Source organism: Arthrobacter sp. (assembly GCF_031179985.1).
In the GTDB taxonomy this organism is placed as follows: Bacteria; Actinomycetota; Actinomycetes; order Actinomycetales; family Micrococcaceae; genus Arthrobacter.
Genome location: NZ_JAPSHJ010000008.1, coordinates 18523 through 34607, shown reverse-complemented (window position 1 = coordinate 34607; position 16085 = coordinate 18523). Strand labels below are relative to the sequence as shown.

The window sequence follows — 16085 nt, the reverse complement described above, 5'->3', positions numbered from 1 at the left end:
GGGGGCCGCCGGAGTGCGTGTCGCACGACCAAGTGATGCAGGACAAACCGAACCGCAAATGACCGAGGTCCTCACCGTGCAGGGCTTGGCCAAGCGCTATGGGGACCTGGCCGCCGTCGACGGTGTGTCCTTCACCATCGCTCCGGGTGAAACCTTCGGGCTCCTGGGCCCGAACGGTGCAGGTAAAACAACCACGATTTCCATGATTGCCGGCCTGATTGCGGCCGACGCCGGTACCGTCACGGTCGCCGGAAAGGGGATGGGTCCATCCGAAACTGCGGCCAAGCGGCATCTCGGCCTGGTCCCCCAGGAACTGGCGATCTATCCCGACCTGACCGGGAGGGAGAACCTGAGCTTCTTCGGTCGGCTCCAGGGTTTGAACGGCAGGGACCTCTCCAGGCGTACGCAGGAGGTGCTGGAACTTATCGGCCTGGCCGATCGGGCCGGCGACCTCACCAAGAACTACTCCGGCGGAATGAAGCGCCGGCTCAACATCGGCATCGGCCTACTGCACCGCCCCACGCTGCTGATCCTCGATGAGCCGACTGTCGGCGTCGACCCCCAATCCCGCAATTCCATACTGGAAGCGGTGGAGGCGTTGTCTTCCGAGGGAATGGCTGTCCTGTACACGACGCACTACATGGAGGAAGCCGAGCGGCTCTGCGACCGGATAGCCATCATTGACGAGGGCAGCATCCAGGCCGAGGGGACGCGTGACGAGCTGATCAAGCTGACCGGCGGAGTGGACCGCATCAACCTTCATGGCAGCGGAAATTCAGTGGCCGCAGCGGCTGCCTTGCGCCTCGTCCCGGGGGTGCAGCACGTGGACGGCGACGGCTCAGCCCTCTCGCTGACCGTGCAGGATGGCCCGAGCGTCCTGGCTGGCATCGTCACTGGTGCAGGTAACGCCGGGATGTCGGTGACATCCGTGGAAATTACCCGCCCGGACCTGGAATCCGTGTTTCTCCACCTCACGGGAAAGGCGCTCCGGGACTGATATGCGCCAGCTGTGGATCATGATTCTCAAAGACCTGAGGCAACGCGTCCGCGATAGGTCAGTCTTCGTTTTTTCACTCGTCGTTCCGCTTGCCTTGATGGGTGTGCTGAGCCTCGTCACTGGCGGTTTTGGCAGCGACGACCCCGGGCTGGAGCCTGTGACGGTTGCCGCAAGCGCCGCCAACGACGACCAGTTGGCTATAACCGTTCTGGACACCGTTGAGTCCCAGGAGGTAGTGGACGTTACTCTCAACAGGATGTCGGCCGACGACGCCCGTGCGGCGGCCGGGTCAGGTGCAGCCGACATGGCACTCATCGTCCCTGAGGACTTCGGCGGCTCGCTCAGATCAGGATCATCACCCACTGTGCAGGTGGTTCAGGGCGACGGCGCCGGACTGGAAACGGACGTCCTCATCTCCGTGGTGGTGGGAGTGGTGGACCAGTTGCACGCTGCTTCCGTAGCGGCGGCCGCGGCAGGTTCTGCCGGACTTCCCCCTGACACCATAGCCGCTATCGGGAACCAGGCGGCGGCCGGAGCCCCTGCACTGATCCTCAAGGAAGGGCAGGCTTCGGACGAGCAGCTTTCTTTCCACGGAACACTGGTTGCCGGCCAGGCCGGCCTCTTCCTGATGTTCACCGTCGGCTTCGGAGTCCTGGGACTGCTGGCAGAGCGCGAGGAGGGCACCCTGGCGCGGCTTAAGTCCATGCCCCTCGGCCACGGAACCATCATGGCGTCGAAGGCCGCCGTCGGTTTTATCCTCGGCGTGGCGGCCACCGGAGTGTTGCTGGTTACCGGATCGCTGCTGTTCGGAGTCGATTTCGGATCCCCTCTGGTGGTTGGTGCGCTGACTCTCAGCGTGGTGGCCGCGGCAACAAGCCTCACCTTCATCGTGGCCCGCATGGTCAGGACTGCCGAACAGGCTAACGTGGCGCAGTCCATCCTGGCCATGGTGCTGGGCATAGCAGGCGGGGCATTTTTTCCCATCCAGGGCTCTGGGTTTGCCCAGACCCTTTTGGACATCAACCCGGTTGGCGCGTTCATCCGCGGCCTGGGGATTTCCGCCGGTGGGGGCGGCTTGGCAGAGGTTGGTGCTCCCATCACTGTGATGCTGGTGTTCGCCGGGATCTGTCTGGTCATAGCCAGGATCATTCCGGACCGGGGGGCACGGGCATGACGGCAGTGCTGGCGCTCGCGGGTGTGGAGCTGAAACGGTTCCTGCGGGACAGGTCCAACATCTTCTTTGTGTTCATCTTTCCGCTCATGCTGATCCTGCTGATCGGCTCACAGTTCGGCGCGGGTGCCGGGCAGTCGCGCGTAGCCATTTCGGGTTCTGGATCGTCGCTGGCCGAGGCCATCAAGACGAAACTCGAAGCAGCCGACGTCGACGTCACCTTCGCGGGAGCGGATACCGTGCGGCAGGAGCTGAGCCGCGGCAGCACCGACGTCGGGCTATTCATCTCAGAGGCGGCCGCTGCAGAATTCGATGCCGGCGGGTCCGAAGCCGGGAGACCTGCTGAGGTTGAGGTGGTGATGGGGTCGCAGTCCGGCGCGCAGGCAGTTATGCAACAGGTGCGTACGGCCATTCAATCGGTCAACGTGGAGCGCGGCCAGCTCGCAGCACTGACTCAGGCAGGCCTGCCCGCTGCACAGGCAGATGAAGCGCTGGCAGCCGCCTCGCAGAGGCTCTCGGCCCCGAAAGTGGAGGTGGTGGATACCAGTGAAATCGCCCAGGAGTTCCGCGGCCTGGGCCAGTTCGATCTTGGAGCAGCCCAGCAGCTGCTGCTTTTTGTGTTCTTGAGTTCTTTGACGGGCGCCACCACCTTGATCCAGGCAAGGAAACTGGGAGTGATCCCACGGATGTTGGCAGCACCTGTTTCAAGCGGGCAAGCCGTAGCGGGGCAGGCTCTGGGCAGGTTTGCTATTGCGCTGGTGCAGGGCGGCTACATCATGCTGGGGACCGCACTGCTCTTCGGCGTCCAGTGGGGCAGCATTGCACTGTCAGTGCTGGTTTTGGCGTTGTTCTGCACTGTTTCAGCGGCGGCGGCCATGGTGATCGGATCTGTAATGGACAACGACGGCGCTGCTTCCGGAGTGGGGGTTGGAGCGGGCTTGGTTCTGGCCGGGTTGGGCGGCTGCATGGTGCCTCCTGAACTGTTCCCCGAGACGCTCAGGACGGTCTCCTACATCACTCCACACCGGTTTGCGTACGACGCGTTTGCCGAGATTCAGCGGCATGAAGGCGGTTTAGGGGACATCCTGCCTCAACTCGGAGTGCTGGCGGCCATGGCGGTTGCGCTGTTGCTGCTGGGTTCGTTGCTGTTGCGCCGGAGCCTCAACAGGTCTCTCTGACCTTCCCCTGACGCAGGGTAGGGTGAAGGCGTTATTTCCATTGAATGGAATCCTTCTGGAATCTCTGCTCGGTGGACTCGCTGGGAGATTAGGAAGCCGTGGCCAACTCTATGTCGGGAGACTCGGTGGTGGACCGCGTTGTGCGGGTCATCGCCGCATTTCCCGATGGCGTGAGCAGCCTACAGCTTTCGCAGCTTGCCGAGCTCGCGGGGCTTCCGCTCACCACCACCCACAGACTGGTCCGGCAACTCGCCCAGCACGGACTCGTGGATCTGGGCGACGGCGGTTCGGTGCGGCTGGGACTGCGGCTGTGGGAGCTCGTCAACCGTAATTCCCCGGCGCTCGTCCTGCGGCAGGCCGCGTTGCCCTTCATGGAGGACATCCAACAGGTGCTGAACCAGAATGTGAACCTTGCAGTCCTGGACGGTTGGGAGGTTCTGTTTGTGGAAAGGTTGTCCCGTCGGGGGTCGGTGGCTAACCGCGCGCAAATTGCGCGAAGAATGCCGGTGCACATCTCATCGGCCGGCGTCGCTCTGATGGCATTCAAGCCAAAGGATCTCCAAGGGGAGTACCTGGATCAGTTTGCCGATCCCTCCGGCCGGATAAGCCCTCGCGAGATGCGTGTGCTCCTGGCCGAGGCAAACCGTCAGGGGTACGCCCAGCTGGCGGGGGTTGTGGACCCGGATACGTGGGGTATCGCCGTGCCCGTTTTTGACCGGCGAAAGAACGCCCTGGCGGCTCTCGGAGTGGTTGTTCCGTTGCATGAGATGCGCCTGCAGGCTCTGATTCCGGCGCTCCAGACAGCGGCCCGTGGGATAGGGCGCCAACTGGGGGAAGCCGTGACGTAGATTCCGTTCAACGGAATCGACATGATGCGCCGGGGCCTTTCAGGGACACACTGATGCCAGATCAACAAGCAGGCTCCGTAGCCTCTGCTCCCACACGCGATGAAGCGAGGAACACCATGGCAGAACGTACCGTCGTCACCACCCAAGTGGCCATCCTGGGGGCAGGACCCGCAGGCCTGATGCTTTCGCACCTCCTGGCGAAATCCGGAATTGCCTCAACAGTGGTGGAGATCCGCAGCCGGGAGGAAATTTCCGAAACGGTACGCGCGGGAATCCTGGAACACGGCACCGTGAACATGCTCGTGGACAGCGGTGTGTCGGACCGGGTGCTCCGGGACGGGGATCGTCATGACGGCATTGAACTGCGACTCAAAGGCGAAAGCCACCGCATCGACTTCAAGGAGCTGGTGGGCGAATCCGTGTGGCTCTATCCCCAGACGGATGTCTTCAGAGACCTCGCTGCACGACGGGAGGCCGACGGCGGCGACATCCGCTACAGCGTCACTGACACACGTCTTCACGACATCGAGGGCAAGCCGAAGGTCTGGTTTACAGGGGCAGACGGGGTGGACTATGAGCTTCGGGCCGACTTCATTGCGGGCGCGGACGGGTCCCGCAGCCAGTGCAGGCTGCAGATCCCGGAAGCGCACCGGAAATGGTACTTCCACAAATATCCCTTCGCCTGGTTCGGCATTCTGGCGGAGGCTCCGCGAAGTTCCGATGAGCTGATCTATGCCAACTCCGAGAATGGGTTCGCCCTGATCAGCCAGCGCACTCCCACCGTTCAACGCATGTACTTTCAGTGCGATCCAGACGAAAACGTGGCGGAGTGGAACGATGACCGCATCTGGGAGACTTTCCGCAGCCGCGTGAATGGCAACGGGTTCACGCTCAAGGAGGGGCCGGTCATCGACAAAATGGTGCTGAAATTCCGCAGTTTTGTCCACACTCCCATGCGGCATGGCAACCTGTTCCTGGCCGGGGACGCCGCCCACACCGTTCCCCCTACCGGAGCGAAGGGCCTCAACCTGGCCATCCACGACGTGAAAATGTTGTTCGAGGGCCTGGACAGCTACTACTCCCGGGGTTCCACCGAACTGTTGGACTCCTACAGCAGCCGCGCCCTGGACCGCGTGTGGAAAGCCCAGCAATTTTCGTACTGGATGACTTCGATGCTCCACACCCCGGCGTACGCTGACGGGTTTTCACGTGCCCGCCAACTGGGGGAGCTTAACTCGGTGGTTTCCTCCCGCCATGGGCAGGCGTACCTGGCTGAGGCTTACACCGGCTGGCCGGGAGCAGCGTAGGAGGCACCGCCGTCGGGCTTTCCCATGCGTCTGGCTAGGGAGCAGCGCTGGAAACGGTAGCTGGAAGGGAACTCTCGGCCGCTGGCAACGGCGGGAGTTCCTGCGGCGTGCGGCCAGCCCGTGAGCGTGCCCGCCCGTACACGATGTACATCGTGAGCCCCGTGATGACCATGAGGAGCACCGTATAGACGAAGGTGTTCGAGACGCCGTCCACCCCTTCGGCCCCCTCTGTGTTGGCCTTGATGATCAGCCCAAGCGGCTGGAATAGCGGGTGGGCCAGGAAAATGGCGGTGTCATAGTCGTCCAGCAGGCTGTTGAAGTTCAGTGCAGCGATGGCCGCGGCCGTGGGCAGGACAATCGGCAACAGGATGCGGCGGAAGACATACAGGGTCCTGGCTCCCATAATGGCGGCGGCCTCCTCCAGTGAGGAGTTCACTGTGGTGAAAGTTGCCTTGAGCATCCTGAGGGTAAAAGGAATCTTGACGGTGACGAAGGCGATCAGCAGGATGACCGTTGTCCCGGTCAGGACGGCTCCGCCGACGAGGGGATTCGGGTGGTCGTAGCTGATGATCAGGCCCAGGGCGAGGAGTGCTGACGGCAGGATCCACGGGATATGCAGAAGGTATTCGAAGAGCGTGGTGAGCCAGTTCTGGTGCTTCTGGATCAGCCGCGCGACGAACAAAAGCCCTCCCACCGTGATGACTGCGGCCAGGGCGCTGTAGACAATGCTGATGATGAACGGACGAAGGCCGGAAGGCTGGGTGAGCACCCTGACATAGTTCTCCAGCGTGAGGCTGGACAGGGACAGTTGGCCGGTTTGGATAGCTGCACTGTCGGCGAATGAAAAAAGCACGATCAGGACAACGGGCAGGGTGTACACGGCAAAGAGCAGATAAGCGGCCGCGTGCATCAGGACGTTGGCCAATGGGTTGGTGATGGCCTGCTTCTCGAGCCGTGAGGACACCTTGGATAGTGAGAAGTAGGTGCCGCCCTTTTCCAGACGGGTCATCACGGCAAGCATCAAAATGGTGGCCACACCAAGGATCACGGCAAGCAAGGCGGCGAGGTCCCGGGACGTGGGGCTGTTGGTGAAGGTCAGGATCATCGGGGTGATGGTCTGGAACTCCCGGCCGCCAAGGACCTGAGGTGCGCTCAGGGCACCCAGACCGGTCAGGAAGGAGAGGATGGTGGCCGCAAACAATGTGGGCTTGAGCATGGGCAGGACGATCCGGCGCAGGATGGTCCAGGTTGAGGCGCCCATGTTCCTGGCGGCTTCAATGGTCTGGAAATCAACGCCTTTCAACGCGTTGGCAACAAAGAGCATGTGGTTGGTGGTAGTGGCAAAAGTCATGACCACCAGGACGGCAAAGAAGCCGGAGAACCAACCCGCATCCATCCCGGGGAACATGCCGGCCAGGAGAACAGTGACAATGCCCTTCTCGCCGTAGATGAACTTATAGCCGGCAGCGAGCACAATGCCGCCGTAGATAAACGTGGTGGCGTAGCCCAGGAACAGGATCCGCGACCCGCGGATCCTGAAGTAGTGCGTTACCAGCACAATGAAGATCCCCACAATGTTCACTGTGATGGAGAGTGCCGCCGCCAACATGAAGCTGTTGCCGAGGGATTTCATGGCGCGGTCGGAGGACAGGAGCTTCTCAGCCGCCCGGCCGGAAAAGCTTCCATCGGGGAAAAATGTGGCAATCAAGACGTTCGCATTTGGCCAGACAAGGAAGGCCGCGATGAACCAGGTGAGCACCACGCCCACCAGAATCACGAAGGGCGATCTCAGCATTGACCTGACGGATGTTCCGCTCATGGCTGGGAGGTTGCGGACGTCGCGAAGGCTGTATTTTCGAGCCTGCTCCCGGTCTCCGGGTGATATTGGAGGACGTGTTCCGGCCTGATATGGACAGTCACCCTTGCCCCGGAATCTGGCCGCCTGCTCCCGTCCTCCCGGACGATGATGCTCAATTCCGAACCGTGGGATTTCACGCGGTATCTGCTGTGAAGCCCGTGGTAGGTCCGCGAGACCACGGTCCCTTCGAGCGCCACCGCTTCCTCGGGAACGGCTGCGCCAAAATCCGTGCCCAAGTTGCGGTGTGCACCGGTGCCCGAGCCCCATTCACGGCCTGTGCCAGGTTCCAGCCAAGCCTTCTCCACCCGGAGGTACGAGCGGGCGGCGGGGTCCAACGGGGTGCGGGACTGCCGGTTGAGTTCGGCGATGAACTCAGGCGTCAGCGCCGAACTGTCCCCGATGAAGTTGCAAACGAATTCCGTGGCGGATTCGTCGTAAATGGTCTGCGGCGTGCCCACTTGTTCCACCATGCCCTTGTTGAAGACGGCAACCCGGTCACTCATGGCCAGGGCCTCATCCTGATCGTGCGTCACATAGACGGTGGTGATGCCGAATTCGCTTTGCAGGTCCTTGAGCTGCTGCCGCAACTGATGCCTGAGCTTCGCATCGAGGTTGGACAGGGGCTCGTCCAGCAGCAGGATCTTGGGCTGGAGCACCAGGGCCCGGGCCACCGCCACACGCTGCTGTTGTCCGCCGGACAGTTCCGCGACGTTCTTACTCAGCTGGGCATCCGAGAGGTCAACCCGCCGGGCGATTTCGCGCACCATCCGGTCGCTGTCCGCAGGCTTTTCCTTACGCACGCGAAGGCCAAAGGCGATGTTCTCCCACACGCTCATGCTGGGAAACAGGGCGTAGTTCTGGAACACCATGCCCACCTGGCGTTTGTCGCTTGGCAGCCGGGTTACGGCCTTGCCGTCAACATAAACATCTCCCGCAGATGGTTCGATGAACCCCGCCAAGGTGCGCAACGCCGTCGTTTTTCCGCAACCGGAGGGTCCCAGCAGGGTAAAGAATTCCCCTTGTTTCACGTCCAGCGTCAAACCGGGAATGGCGATGAAATCTCCAAAGGTAACTTCGATGTTGTCCAAGCGGATCATGGGAAAGCCTGTCTGGAAGGAGTGTGTTCGAGAATGTAGAAACCTGTGACGGGCGGGGCCGGGTCTGGCTCCGCCCGCCGTCCGTTCTACGTCATGTATTCGAGTTCGATCTTCTCGACCCAGGCCCCGATGTTCTCCTGGACAAAGATCCAGTCGATGTCCTGCTGTTTCAGCGAATTCACGAACTCCACCACTTCCGGTTTCGCTTTGGTGACGGCTCCCTCATTGACGGGCATGGAGTTGAACTTCTGTGCCCACTCGCCCTGGAATTCCGCTCCGCCGAACCAGTCGATGAACTTCCGCGCCTCCTCCTTCTTGTCAGTCCCCTTCACAATCGCCACCTGCTCCACAGCAAACGGCACACCCACGGACGGCTTGACGACGTCGACATTGACTTTGAAGGTCTTCTCGCGTTCCGGGATGATGGACGACGGCATCTGGCCCATGTCCACTTCACCGCCAGCTATCCGGGCAAAGAGATCGGTCTTTGGTACCGCTGGGCTGCCATGCTGGAAGTATTGCTCGATCTGGCTCCAGCCTTCGTCGGAAATTCCCAGGTCACCGGAATCGTCTCTATAGCGGGTGAGGATACTGGCGACTACCAGTTGCGACGTTGCGGTCCCCAAGCCCGTGACCCGCTCATAACGATCCTTGAATTCGTCCTTTGTCCACAGGTCCGTCCAGTCCTTTGGTGCTTTGTCGGCGCTGAATTTCTCGGAGTTATAGCCGAGCAGAATAGCCTGCTTTACCAGCGGCCAATAGGCTTTATCGTCGCTTTTGTCGCCTAGTTCAGAATCAACTTCGTCTGCCCAGGATGGCGTGTAGGGCTCGATTGCGCCGCCGGCCTTGACCTGCTCGAAGTACATGTTGTTCAACCCGAAGGCGACGTCGGCGATGGGGTTGTTCTTCTCTGCGATGAGCTTATTGGTGGCATCCGCGCCGCCCACACCAACGATTTCGATTTTGAAACCGGCAGCTGCTGCCTTTTCGGTCAGCCACTCACCCCGGCCTTCGCCGTTCGAATTCGTATAGACAATCAACGTTTCGCCGCTTGATCCGCCGGAAGCCTGCGAGGAAGAAGGGGACGCCGTCCCTGGCGTACCCCCACAACCGGCTAGACCAAGAACAGCGACAATACCCACAGCAAGAGTTTTAAATTTATGCATGATAGTGACTCATCTCCCCCAATTGAATCAGCAATGTCCCGCAAGCCTATAGCCAAGATTGACGCTGCCTGATGACGAATCACCATCAATTTGGGGAACACTTCAGACATGTTGATTGCCCGTGCGGCCGGCGCGGATCCGCATGGCCACCTGGCCGCCGTCGAGCGCGTACACTCAGCCCGTGCAGGAGATAACAATCGTTGGGGGCGGGATAGCCGGATTGGCCCTTGCGGCACGCCTTGATGCCCAGCGTTTCCAGGTCACGCTTTACGAGCAGCGGACGCAACTGCCTGCTGTAGGCACATCCCTGATGATGTGGCCGAAGGCGCAGGAGGCACTTGCTGCGGTGGGGATACTTGATGCTGTCAGGGCTTCCAGCCCGGCATTGGCTGTCGGATCCCTTCGCAGCGCGGCGGGTGACCCGTGGCTGGTGGTGCCCGCCGGCGGGACCGTCGCTGTGTCCCGGCCTGAACTCATCCGGCTTCTCGACTCTGCCGTACCGGATTCCGTCCGCCGGGTAACCGGACGCTTTGAGGGCGCCAGCCCAAAAGCCAACAGCTCAAAGGGATCAGAAGTATTGGTGGGAGCCGATGGAGTGGGCAGCGTTGTTCGCCGCAGCGTATGGGGCGAGTCCACGCGACCCCGCCTGACTCCCTATGTGGCAGTCCGCGGTGTTGTGCCGGGGAGGCTCTGGGAGGATTGCTCGGGGGAGTACTGGGGGCGAGGGGACCTGTTCGGCATTGGTCCCGCCGCCGGAGGCACCAACTGGTACGCCTCCTTCCACTCCGGCTTCCGGCCTGAACTGGCACCGGGCGAGATAGACGTCGGGAGGGCCCTTGAGTTGGCCCGCTTGCGGTTTGACGGGCATGCAGCAGCCATTCGCGAGGTTCTCACAACCGCCGAAACCGAGGCGACCCTGGCGCAGCGGATCTGGACCACGCCCCCGCTGGCCGGGTACGTCCGGTGCCGGGTGGCGCTGGTGGGAGATGCGGCCCATGCCATGACGCCCAATCTGGGGCGGGGAGCCTGCGAGGCGGTGATCGACGCCGTGACCCTGGCCGACCACCTTAACTCCCGGCCAGTTGACGCCGCCCTCCGGGCCTATGGCCGTCAGAGACTCCTGCGTACCCAGGCCCTGCGTCTTGGCTCGGCCGCCATGATGCGCATCGCGCTGGCGGGACGCCTGCAGCCCGTCCGCGATCTGGTACTGCGGGCAGCCGGCGGTCGACCGCGGAAATTTCCACCGCCGTCGAACTAGGGTGTTAGGCCATGGCCGTGTGGGCTGCGGTGTGTGAATCGATTGTCTTTGCATAGCAGTGCGAATGCTCCTGGCCGATGTAGGGGCCGAAACTCGGCACTTCCGCAAATCCGCTGTGCTCGTAGAAATGCCGCCCGTCGGGCTGCGCCGACCCGGCCTCGGCAGTCACCGTGGTGAAACCCTGCTGATGGGCATGCCCTTCCAGCGCCGCCAGGATGGAGCTGGCGACTCCTGAGCCGCGCATGTACGGAATGACATAGAGGCGTTTGATCTCGACCGTACGGTCGTCCAGCATCCGTAGGCCGCCGCAGCCTACCGGCTGGCCCGAACTTTTCTCGTAGGCCACCAGAAACACGGCAGTATCAGCTTCCGACGGCGGCGGGCCGGGCTCGTGATCGGCCGTTCCGAAGCGGGCATCCAATTCCGCCTGCTGGGCTGCTCGAAGATCGGCACCAACGGGGTTCGCCCAGGTGACTTGACGGATGTTGAGACGCGGGTTGGTCTGCATGACTGCCTCGATTCGAGATCGCATTCTCCGAAGGGGTATGCAACTCAAGACTAGAAACCAGCGGTTACCGCTGTGTTTCGCGGCGGTAAGGGCCGGGAGAACTTTTCCGGGCTGGCGTAACCCGGCTCAAAATCAGTAGGAGTCGCCCGTGGGGTCTTCCGCCGTCGGGTCTGCCAAAGCCAGCCCGCCCACCGGGCTGCCGTCCCAGTGCAGAAGGTTCCAGCCGCCGTCGGGGTCTCCCTCCAACGCAACGATGCCCGTGTTGGCCAGGATGTGCCTGGCGGCGAAGTCGATGTCGATATTGTGGGTGCGGGCAGCAGCCCAGACGCGGATGGCAGCGCCGTGGCTAACCACTGCAACCGATCCGGAACCGTCTGTTCCAGCCGCCGCTGCCGCAGCCGCAATGCTGGCGATGGCGGCGTCGTAACGCCCGAAAAAATCGTGGCCGGTCGGGCCATCAGGCATCCGGCGGTCCAGGTCGCCGGAGGTCCAGGCGAAAGCCGTACGCATGTAGCGCATGTGCGATTCGTGGTCCGTCAGTTTCTCCAGCGCGCCGGCCTCAATCTCGTGCAAGCCATCCATCACCTGGATCTCCAGGCCGCGGGCCCGGGCCAGCGGGGTGGCGGTGACCTGGGTTCGGACCAGCCTGGAGGCGTAAAGGGCGTCGATCTGCTCATTCGCCAAAGCCCTGGCCAACGCTGCCGCCTGCCGCTGACCGAGTTCGGTTAGGCCAGGGCCGGGGTACGCAGTATCCAGCTGCCCGAGAACATTCCCGGGCGTCTGGCCGTGGCGAATGAGCAGGAGCCTCATTTCAGATGATCGACCAGCTGATCAGCGATCCCCGTGTACTTGGCGGGGGTCAGAGCCAACAGCCGGGATTCCGCCTCTGGAGAGAGGCCCAGGCTCTGGACGAATTCGCGCATGCGGGCAGCATCCACGCGCTGGCCCCGGGTGAGGTCCTTGAGCCGTTCGTACGGGTTTTCCATGCCTTCGACGCCTGCGATTGCCTCTGCGCGCATCACCATCTGGATCGCTTCACCCAGGACTTCCCAGTTGGTGTCCAGGTCTTTGGCGAGGACGTCCTCAGCCACATCAAGACGCTCCAGGCCCTTGGCCACATTGGAGATGGCGAGGAGCGAATGTCCGAATGCCACTCCGATATTGCGCTGGGAAGAGGAGTCCGTCAGGTCACGCTGCCAGCGGGACGTCACCAGCGTGGAGCCCAGCACGTCCAGCAGCCCGGAGGAGATCTCCAGGTTGGCCTCGGCGTTCTCGAAACGGATGGGGTTGACCTTGTGAGGCATCGTGGAGGAACCGGTGGCTCCCGCTACTGGAACCTGCGCAAAGTAGCCGATGGAAATGTAGCTCCAGATGTCCGTGCAGACATTGTGCAGGATCCGGTTGAAGCGGGCGACGTCTGCGTACAGCTCGGCCTGCCAGTCGTGGCTTTCGATCTGCGTGGTCAACGGGTTCCAGGTGAGGCCGAGCCCTTCAACGAAGGACTTGGAGACGTGCTGCCAGTCAGCGCCGGGCACCGATGCAACGTGGGCGGCGTACGTACCCGTGGCACCGTTGATTTTGCCGAGGTATTCGGTCTTTGCGATCCGCTCCAGCTGGCGGTTCAGGCGGTGCGCGACGACGGCCAGCTCCTTGCCCAGCGTGGTGGGCGTGGCGGGCTGGCCATGCGTGCGGGAGAGCATGGGGACGGCGCGGTTGTCTTCGGCCATCTTCTCGATCTGGGCCACCAGGGACCTTGCAGCCGGCAGCCACACGTCCTCCACAGCACCCTTCACGCCGAGCGCGTAGGAGAGGTTGTTGATGTCCTCGGATGTGCAGCCGAAGTGCACCAGAGCGGTGAGGTTTTCGATGCCGATTCCCTGGAGCCGGCGGCCGATGTAGTACTCCACAGCCTTGACGTCGTGGACAGTTACTGCCTCGATTTCCGCCAATTCCTGAACGGCGGCGGCATCGAATTCAGTGACGATGGTGCGGAGCTGCTCCTGCTGCTCCTGTGTGAGCGGTCCGGCTCCGGGAAGAACGTTGTTGCCAGTGAGGTGAATCAGCCACTCGACCTCCACAGCGACGCGGTCCCGGTTCAGAGCTGCTTCTGACAGGTAGTCAACGAGCGGCGCGACGGCGGACTGGTAGCGGCCGTCCAGCGGGCCGAGCGCGATCTGGACCGGGGAAGCGGCAAGCGCAATGCGTCCGGAGGGCGTACGGGTATCAGCTGTGGCGGCAGTTTGAGGCATGCGGCAATTCTTTCATGAACTTCGAGTCTGCCTAAGCCGGGCGGGCATGTGACTTCCCGTCAACAGCAGCACTGGTTGTTATGCCCGCTTATCCACATAGCCGCCGTGGTCTGTTCACGCCGGAAAGGAGGTTCTTTACATTGAAAGGGCAGTGACAGACCTGTAGTTCCCTGGACGGACTTGTTCCCGGGATTCCGCCGCCACATATCCACTTTTTGGGGGTCCAACAATGAGCAGCGCCATCACACCGGGGGATCTCAACCAGTGCGCTTCGCGGAGCTATGAGGTCCAGCTGCTCGCTGGCCGGGTTGAGGCGGGGATAACTGAAGTCGAGGCGGTACATCGCCGGCTTTCCCAACTGGAGCTCGCAAGCTGGGAGTCACCGGCCGGCAGGGCCTACCGCCTGAGTGTAGGGCTGCAGGCAGCTTCCTTGCGTCGGGCAAGGGAGAAGCTGGATCAGGCGGCCACAGCGGTGCGGCACCACGCCCAGAACGTGGCGGAATCCTCCACACGGACTGCGGCAGGCGGTTACTGATGGCTGAGATTTCACCAGGAGGTGCTGGCGGGCCGCTCCGCCCTCAGTTGCCCCCGCCTGATGGGGACTTGTCGATCAGGGGCGGAGTTCGTGGCATCAGCTTCCAGCTTTCCGAGCTTGCGGCGGGCGCGGCGGCACTGGACGTCCTCGTAGGCACGCTCACCTCGGTCGAGGCCGCAACGCACAGTGTCTGGCAGGAGCTGTGCAACTACGGGAACGAACCCAGGTCCAGCGGAGTGGCGGCCCTCGATGCGGTGGGGGAAGGCCGGCGTGCGGTCGGGGCGGTCCGGCAGGAGCTGCAGGACATCGGCAACCAGGTGCGTGCGTGTCAGCGTGAGTATGAGGCAGCCGAAAGCCAGAGCGGCCAGAATCTCCGCATGGGAATGGGGTCCTTTGAACTGTTCTCTGCCCAGATCACAGACAGTCGACTTACCGGATTCATGAACCGGGAAACAACAGAAGCCCTCGCCCGAAATGTGCCTCTATGCCTGCGCCTCCTCCTCGGAGTGCGGCCGGATTTGGCTTTGGCGGCAGCGACGGCTCTTGGCCCTGGTTCCAAGGGATCCGGTGTCCCGTCCATTATCCGGATCCTGGCAGAAAGCGGACTCCCGGACCTCAAGCCCCGTCCCGTCACAGCCGTAGAGGAAGCGACGTCCGATACTGATCTGGATGCTTCACCCGCCGGTCTGCTGGCCAGGGCCCGGAGCGTGGATGCCCAGGGACACGGTCGCATCGAAATCATCCAAACCGTCCACGACGGACAGAAGGCTTTCATCGTGATCATTCCTGGGACGCAGCCAGGGAACCCCAGAGGCGGTGACAATCCCTTTGATGAAGCCGGTATCGCTGAAGGGTTGGGCTACGACTCCCAATACACCGGCGCTGCTATCCGTGCCGCCCTCCAGCAGGCCGGAGCAGCAGCACAGGACCAGGTGGTGGCCGTGGGCTACAGCCAGGGCGGCGTCCATGCCATGAACCTCAGCAAGGACAGGGCCTTTCTTGCGGAGTACGACCTGAAGTATGTGCTGACCGCTGGCTCGCCGGTCGGTGGAATAACTCCTCAGCCTGGAATCAGCAGCCTGCACCTGGAGCACCGTCAGGACTGGGTGCCGGGGAGTGACGGCGTCCCCAGCCCTGATACCAGCGACCGGGTCACGGTGACGCTGACCAGTCCTGCGCTGATCCCGTCAGGGGAGGAGGCCGGGCTGGGACCAGGGCACAGACTTACCAACTACGAAGAAGGGGCAAGGGCCGTTTCAGCCAGCGATGACCCCTCGCTGATAGCTTCAACCGCCGCTCTGGCCGGAGTGGTGGGCACAGGTGGTGCCGCCACGGCTACCCGCTTCCGCATGGTCCGCGAACCTCAGGTCCCGCCAAAGGAAGCTGGTCGCGTTTCCGCTGCCCGCAAGGAACGGCATCCGGGCTTTCCCTACGGCGGCCGGTAGGGGCGTGCCTGGCGGCTGGCTGTCCCGGACCTCCGTTAGCTGCGGCGGGCTCCCGGAATGCGGCTGGCGACCAGGGAAATGATGGTGATGATGATGGCGGCCAGGATAGCTGTCCAGAAGAAGCTGTCGATGGTGAAGTCAACCGGGGTGAAGCTGCTGAGCCAGGACGTCAGGTAGAGCATGGCTGCATTGATGATGATAGTGAACAGCCCAAGCGTGAGAATAGTGATGGGCAAGGAGAGCAGGCTGACGAGGGGACGCACAAAAGCGTTGACCAGTCCAAAGATCAATCCAATGAACAAATAAGCGAGGATGAGCCCGATGGTGTCGGTTCCTTCGGTTACGCCTGTCCTGGCAACGGCCTCAGAAGCGGCCGACGTGGAGATATCCAGCCCCGGAAGGATCCAGCTCGCAATCCACAAAGCCAGTCCGTTGATAACTACCCGCACAATGAAAGAACGCATCCCC

Annotated in this window: 15 protein-coding genes; 8 read left to right on the top strand and 7 right to left on the bottom strand. The window is 62.4% G+C overall.

Features of this window, described 5'->3' with window-relative positions; translation table 11 throughout:
• Window positions 1–58: 58 nt before the first annotated feature.
• The 5 genes from RIN13_RS05735 to RIN13_RS05715 all read left to right on the top strand — a co-directional run bounded on the left by RIN13_RS05735 (window position 59) and on the right by RIN13_RS05715 (window position 5501).
• Window positions 59–997 (top strand): ABC transporter ATP-binding protein, encoded by a 939-nt coding sequence (locus RIN13_RS05735; protein WP_309106380.1) that lies wholly within the window; start codon window positions 59–61, stop codon window positions 995–997.
• Between the two features lie 19 nt (window positions 998–1016).
• Complete coding sequence (locus tag RIN13_RS05730; RefSeq protein WP_309106379.1) at window positions 1017–2171, top strand: ABC transporter permease; 1155 nt, start codon at window positions 1017–1019, stop codon at window positions 2169–2171.
• The gene (locus tag RIN13_RS05725; RefSeq protein ID WP_309106378.1) at window positions 2168–3346 is read left to right on the top strand and encodes an ABC transporter permease; all 1179 of its coding nucleotides are present in this window, start codon (window positions 2168–2170) and stop codon (window positions 3344–3346) included. Before RIN13_RS05730 ends, RIN13_RS05725 begins: the two co-directional genes overlap by 4 nt.
• Window positions 3347–3444: 98 nt before the next feature.
• Window positions 3445–4194 (top strand): IclR family transcriptional regulator, encoded by a 750-nt coding sequence (locus RIN13_RS05720; RefSeq protein WP_309106377.1) that lies wholly within the window; start codon window positions 3445–3447, stop codon window positions 4192–4194.
• Between the two features lie 116 nt (window positions 4195–4310).
• Complete coding sequence (locus RIN13_RS05715; protein ID WP_309106376.1) at window positions 4311–5501, top strand: 4-hydroxybenzoate 3-monooxygenase; 1191 nt, start codon at window positions 4311–4313, stop codon at window positions 5499–5501.
• Between the two features lie 34 nt (window positions 5502–5535).
• Here RIN13_RS05715 and RIN13_RS05710 read toward each other — a convergent pair whose 3' ends face one another.
• From RIN13_RS05710 to RIN13_RS05700, 3 genes are all read right to left on the bottom strand, one after another.
• Window positions 5536–7320 carry an iron ABC transporter permease gene (locus tag RIN13_RS05710; protein WP_309106375.1) on the bottom strand — a complete coding sequence of 595 codons (1785 nt, stop codon included), beginning with the start codon at window positions 7318–7320 and terminating at the stop codon, window positions 5536–5538.
• Complete coding sequence (locus RIN13_RS05705; protein WP_309106374.1) at window positions 7317–8456, bottom strand: ABC transporter ATP-binding protein; 1140 nt, start codon at window positions 8454–8456, stop codon at window positions 7317–7319. Before RIN13_RS05705 ends, RIN13_RS05710 begins: the two co-directional genes overlap by 4 nt.
• Before the next feature lie 86 nt (window positions 8457–8542).
• Window positions 8543–9622 carry an extracellular solute-binding protein gene (locus tag RIN13_RS05700; protein WP_309106373.1) on the bottom strand — a complete coding sequence of 360 codons (1080 nt, stop codon included), beginning with the start codon at window positions 9620–9622 and terminating at the stop codon, window positions 8543–8545.
• A gap of 181 nt (window positions 9623–9803) precedes the next feature.
• On the opposite strand from RIN13_RS05700, the gene RIN13_RS05695 reads away from it, so the two are divergent.
• Entirely contained in the window at window positions 9804–10880 is a 1077-nt protein-coding gene (locus RIN13_RS05695) for an FAD-dependent monooxygenase (protein WP_309106372.1), read from the top strand.
• A gap of 4 nt (window positions 10881–10884) precedes the next feature.
• Here RIN13_RS05695 and RIN13_RS05690 read toward each other — a convergent pair whose 3' ends face one another.
• From RIN13_RS05690 to purB, 3 genes are all read right to left on the bottom strand, one after another.
• On the bottom strand, window positions 10885–11388 hold the full coding sequence (locus tag RIN13_RS05690; protein WP_309106371.1) for a GNAT family N-acetyltransferase: 504 nt from the start codon (window positions 11386–11388) through the stop codon (window positions 10885–10887).
• Between the two features lie 132 nt (window positions 11389–11520).
• Window positions 11521–12198 carry a histidine phosphatase family protein gene (locus RIN13_RS05685; protein ID WP_309106370.1) on the bottom strand — a complete coding sequence of 226 codons (678 nt, stop codon included), beginning with the start codon at window positions 12196–12198 and terminating at the stop codon, window positions 11521–11523.
• The gene (gene purB / locus RIN13_RS05680; RefSeq protein WP_309106369.1) at window positions 12195–13637 is read right to left on the bottom strand and encodes an adenylosuccinate lyase; all 1443 of its coding nucleotides are present in this window, start codon (window positions 13635–13637) and stop codon (window positions 12195–12197) included. The genes RIN13_RS05685 and purB overlap by 4 nt, the downstream gene beginning before the upstream one ends.
• 229 nt (window positions 13638–13866) lie before the next feature.
• Here purB and RIN13_RS05675 point away from each other — a divergent pair, with 229 nt between their 5' ends.
• On the top strand, window positions 13867–14172 hold the full coding sequence (locus RIN13_RS05675) for a hypothetical protein (RefSeq protein ID WP_309106368.1): 306 nt from the start codon (window positions 13867–13869) through the stop codon (window positions 14170–14172).
• Window positions 14172–15617 (top strand): hypothetical protein, encoded by a 1446-nt coding sequence (locus tag RIN13_RS05670; protein WP_309106367.1) that lies wholly within the window; start codon window positions 14172–14174, stop codon window positions 15615–15617. Before RIN13_RS05675 ends, RIN13_RS05670 begins: the two co-directional genes overlap by 1 nt.
• Window positions 15618–15652: 35 nt before the next feature.
• On the opposite strand, the gene RIN13_RS05665 is transcribed toward RIN13_RS05670, so the two are convergent.
• On the bottom strand, window positions 15653–16081 hold the full coding sequence (locus RIN13_RS05665) for a phage holin family protein (RefSeq protein WP_309106366.1): 429 nt from the start codon (window positions 16079–16081) through the stop codon (window positions 15653–15655).
• Between the last annotated feature and the right edge of the window lie 4 nt (window positions 16082–16085).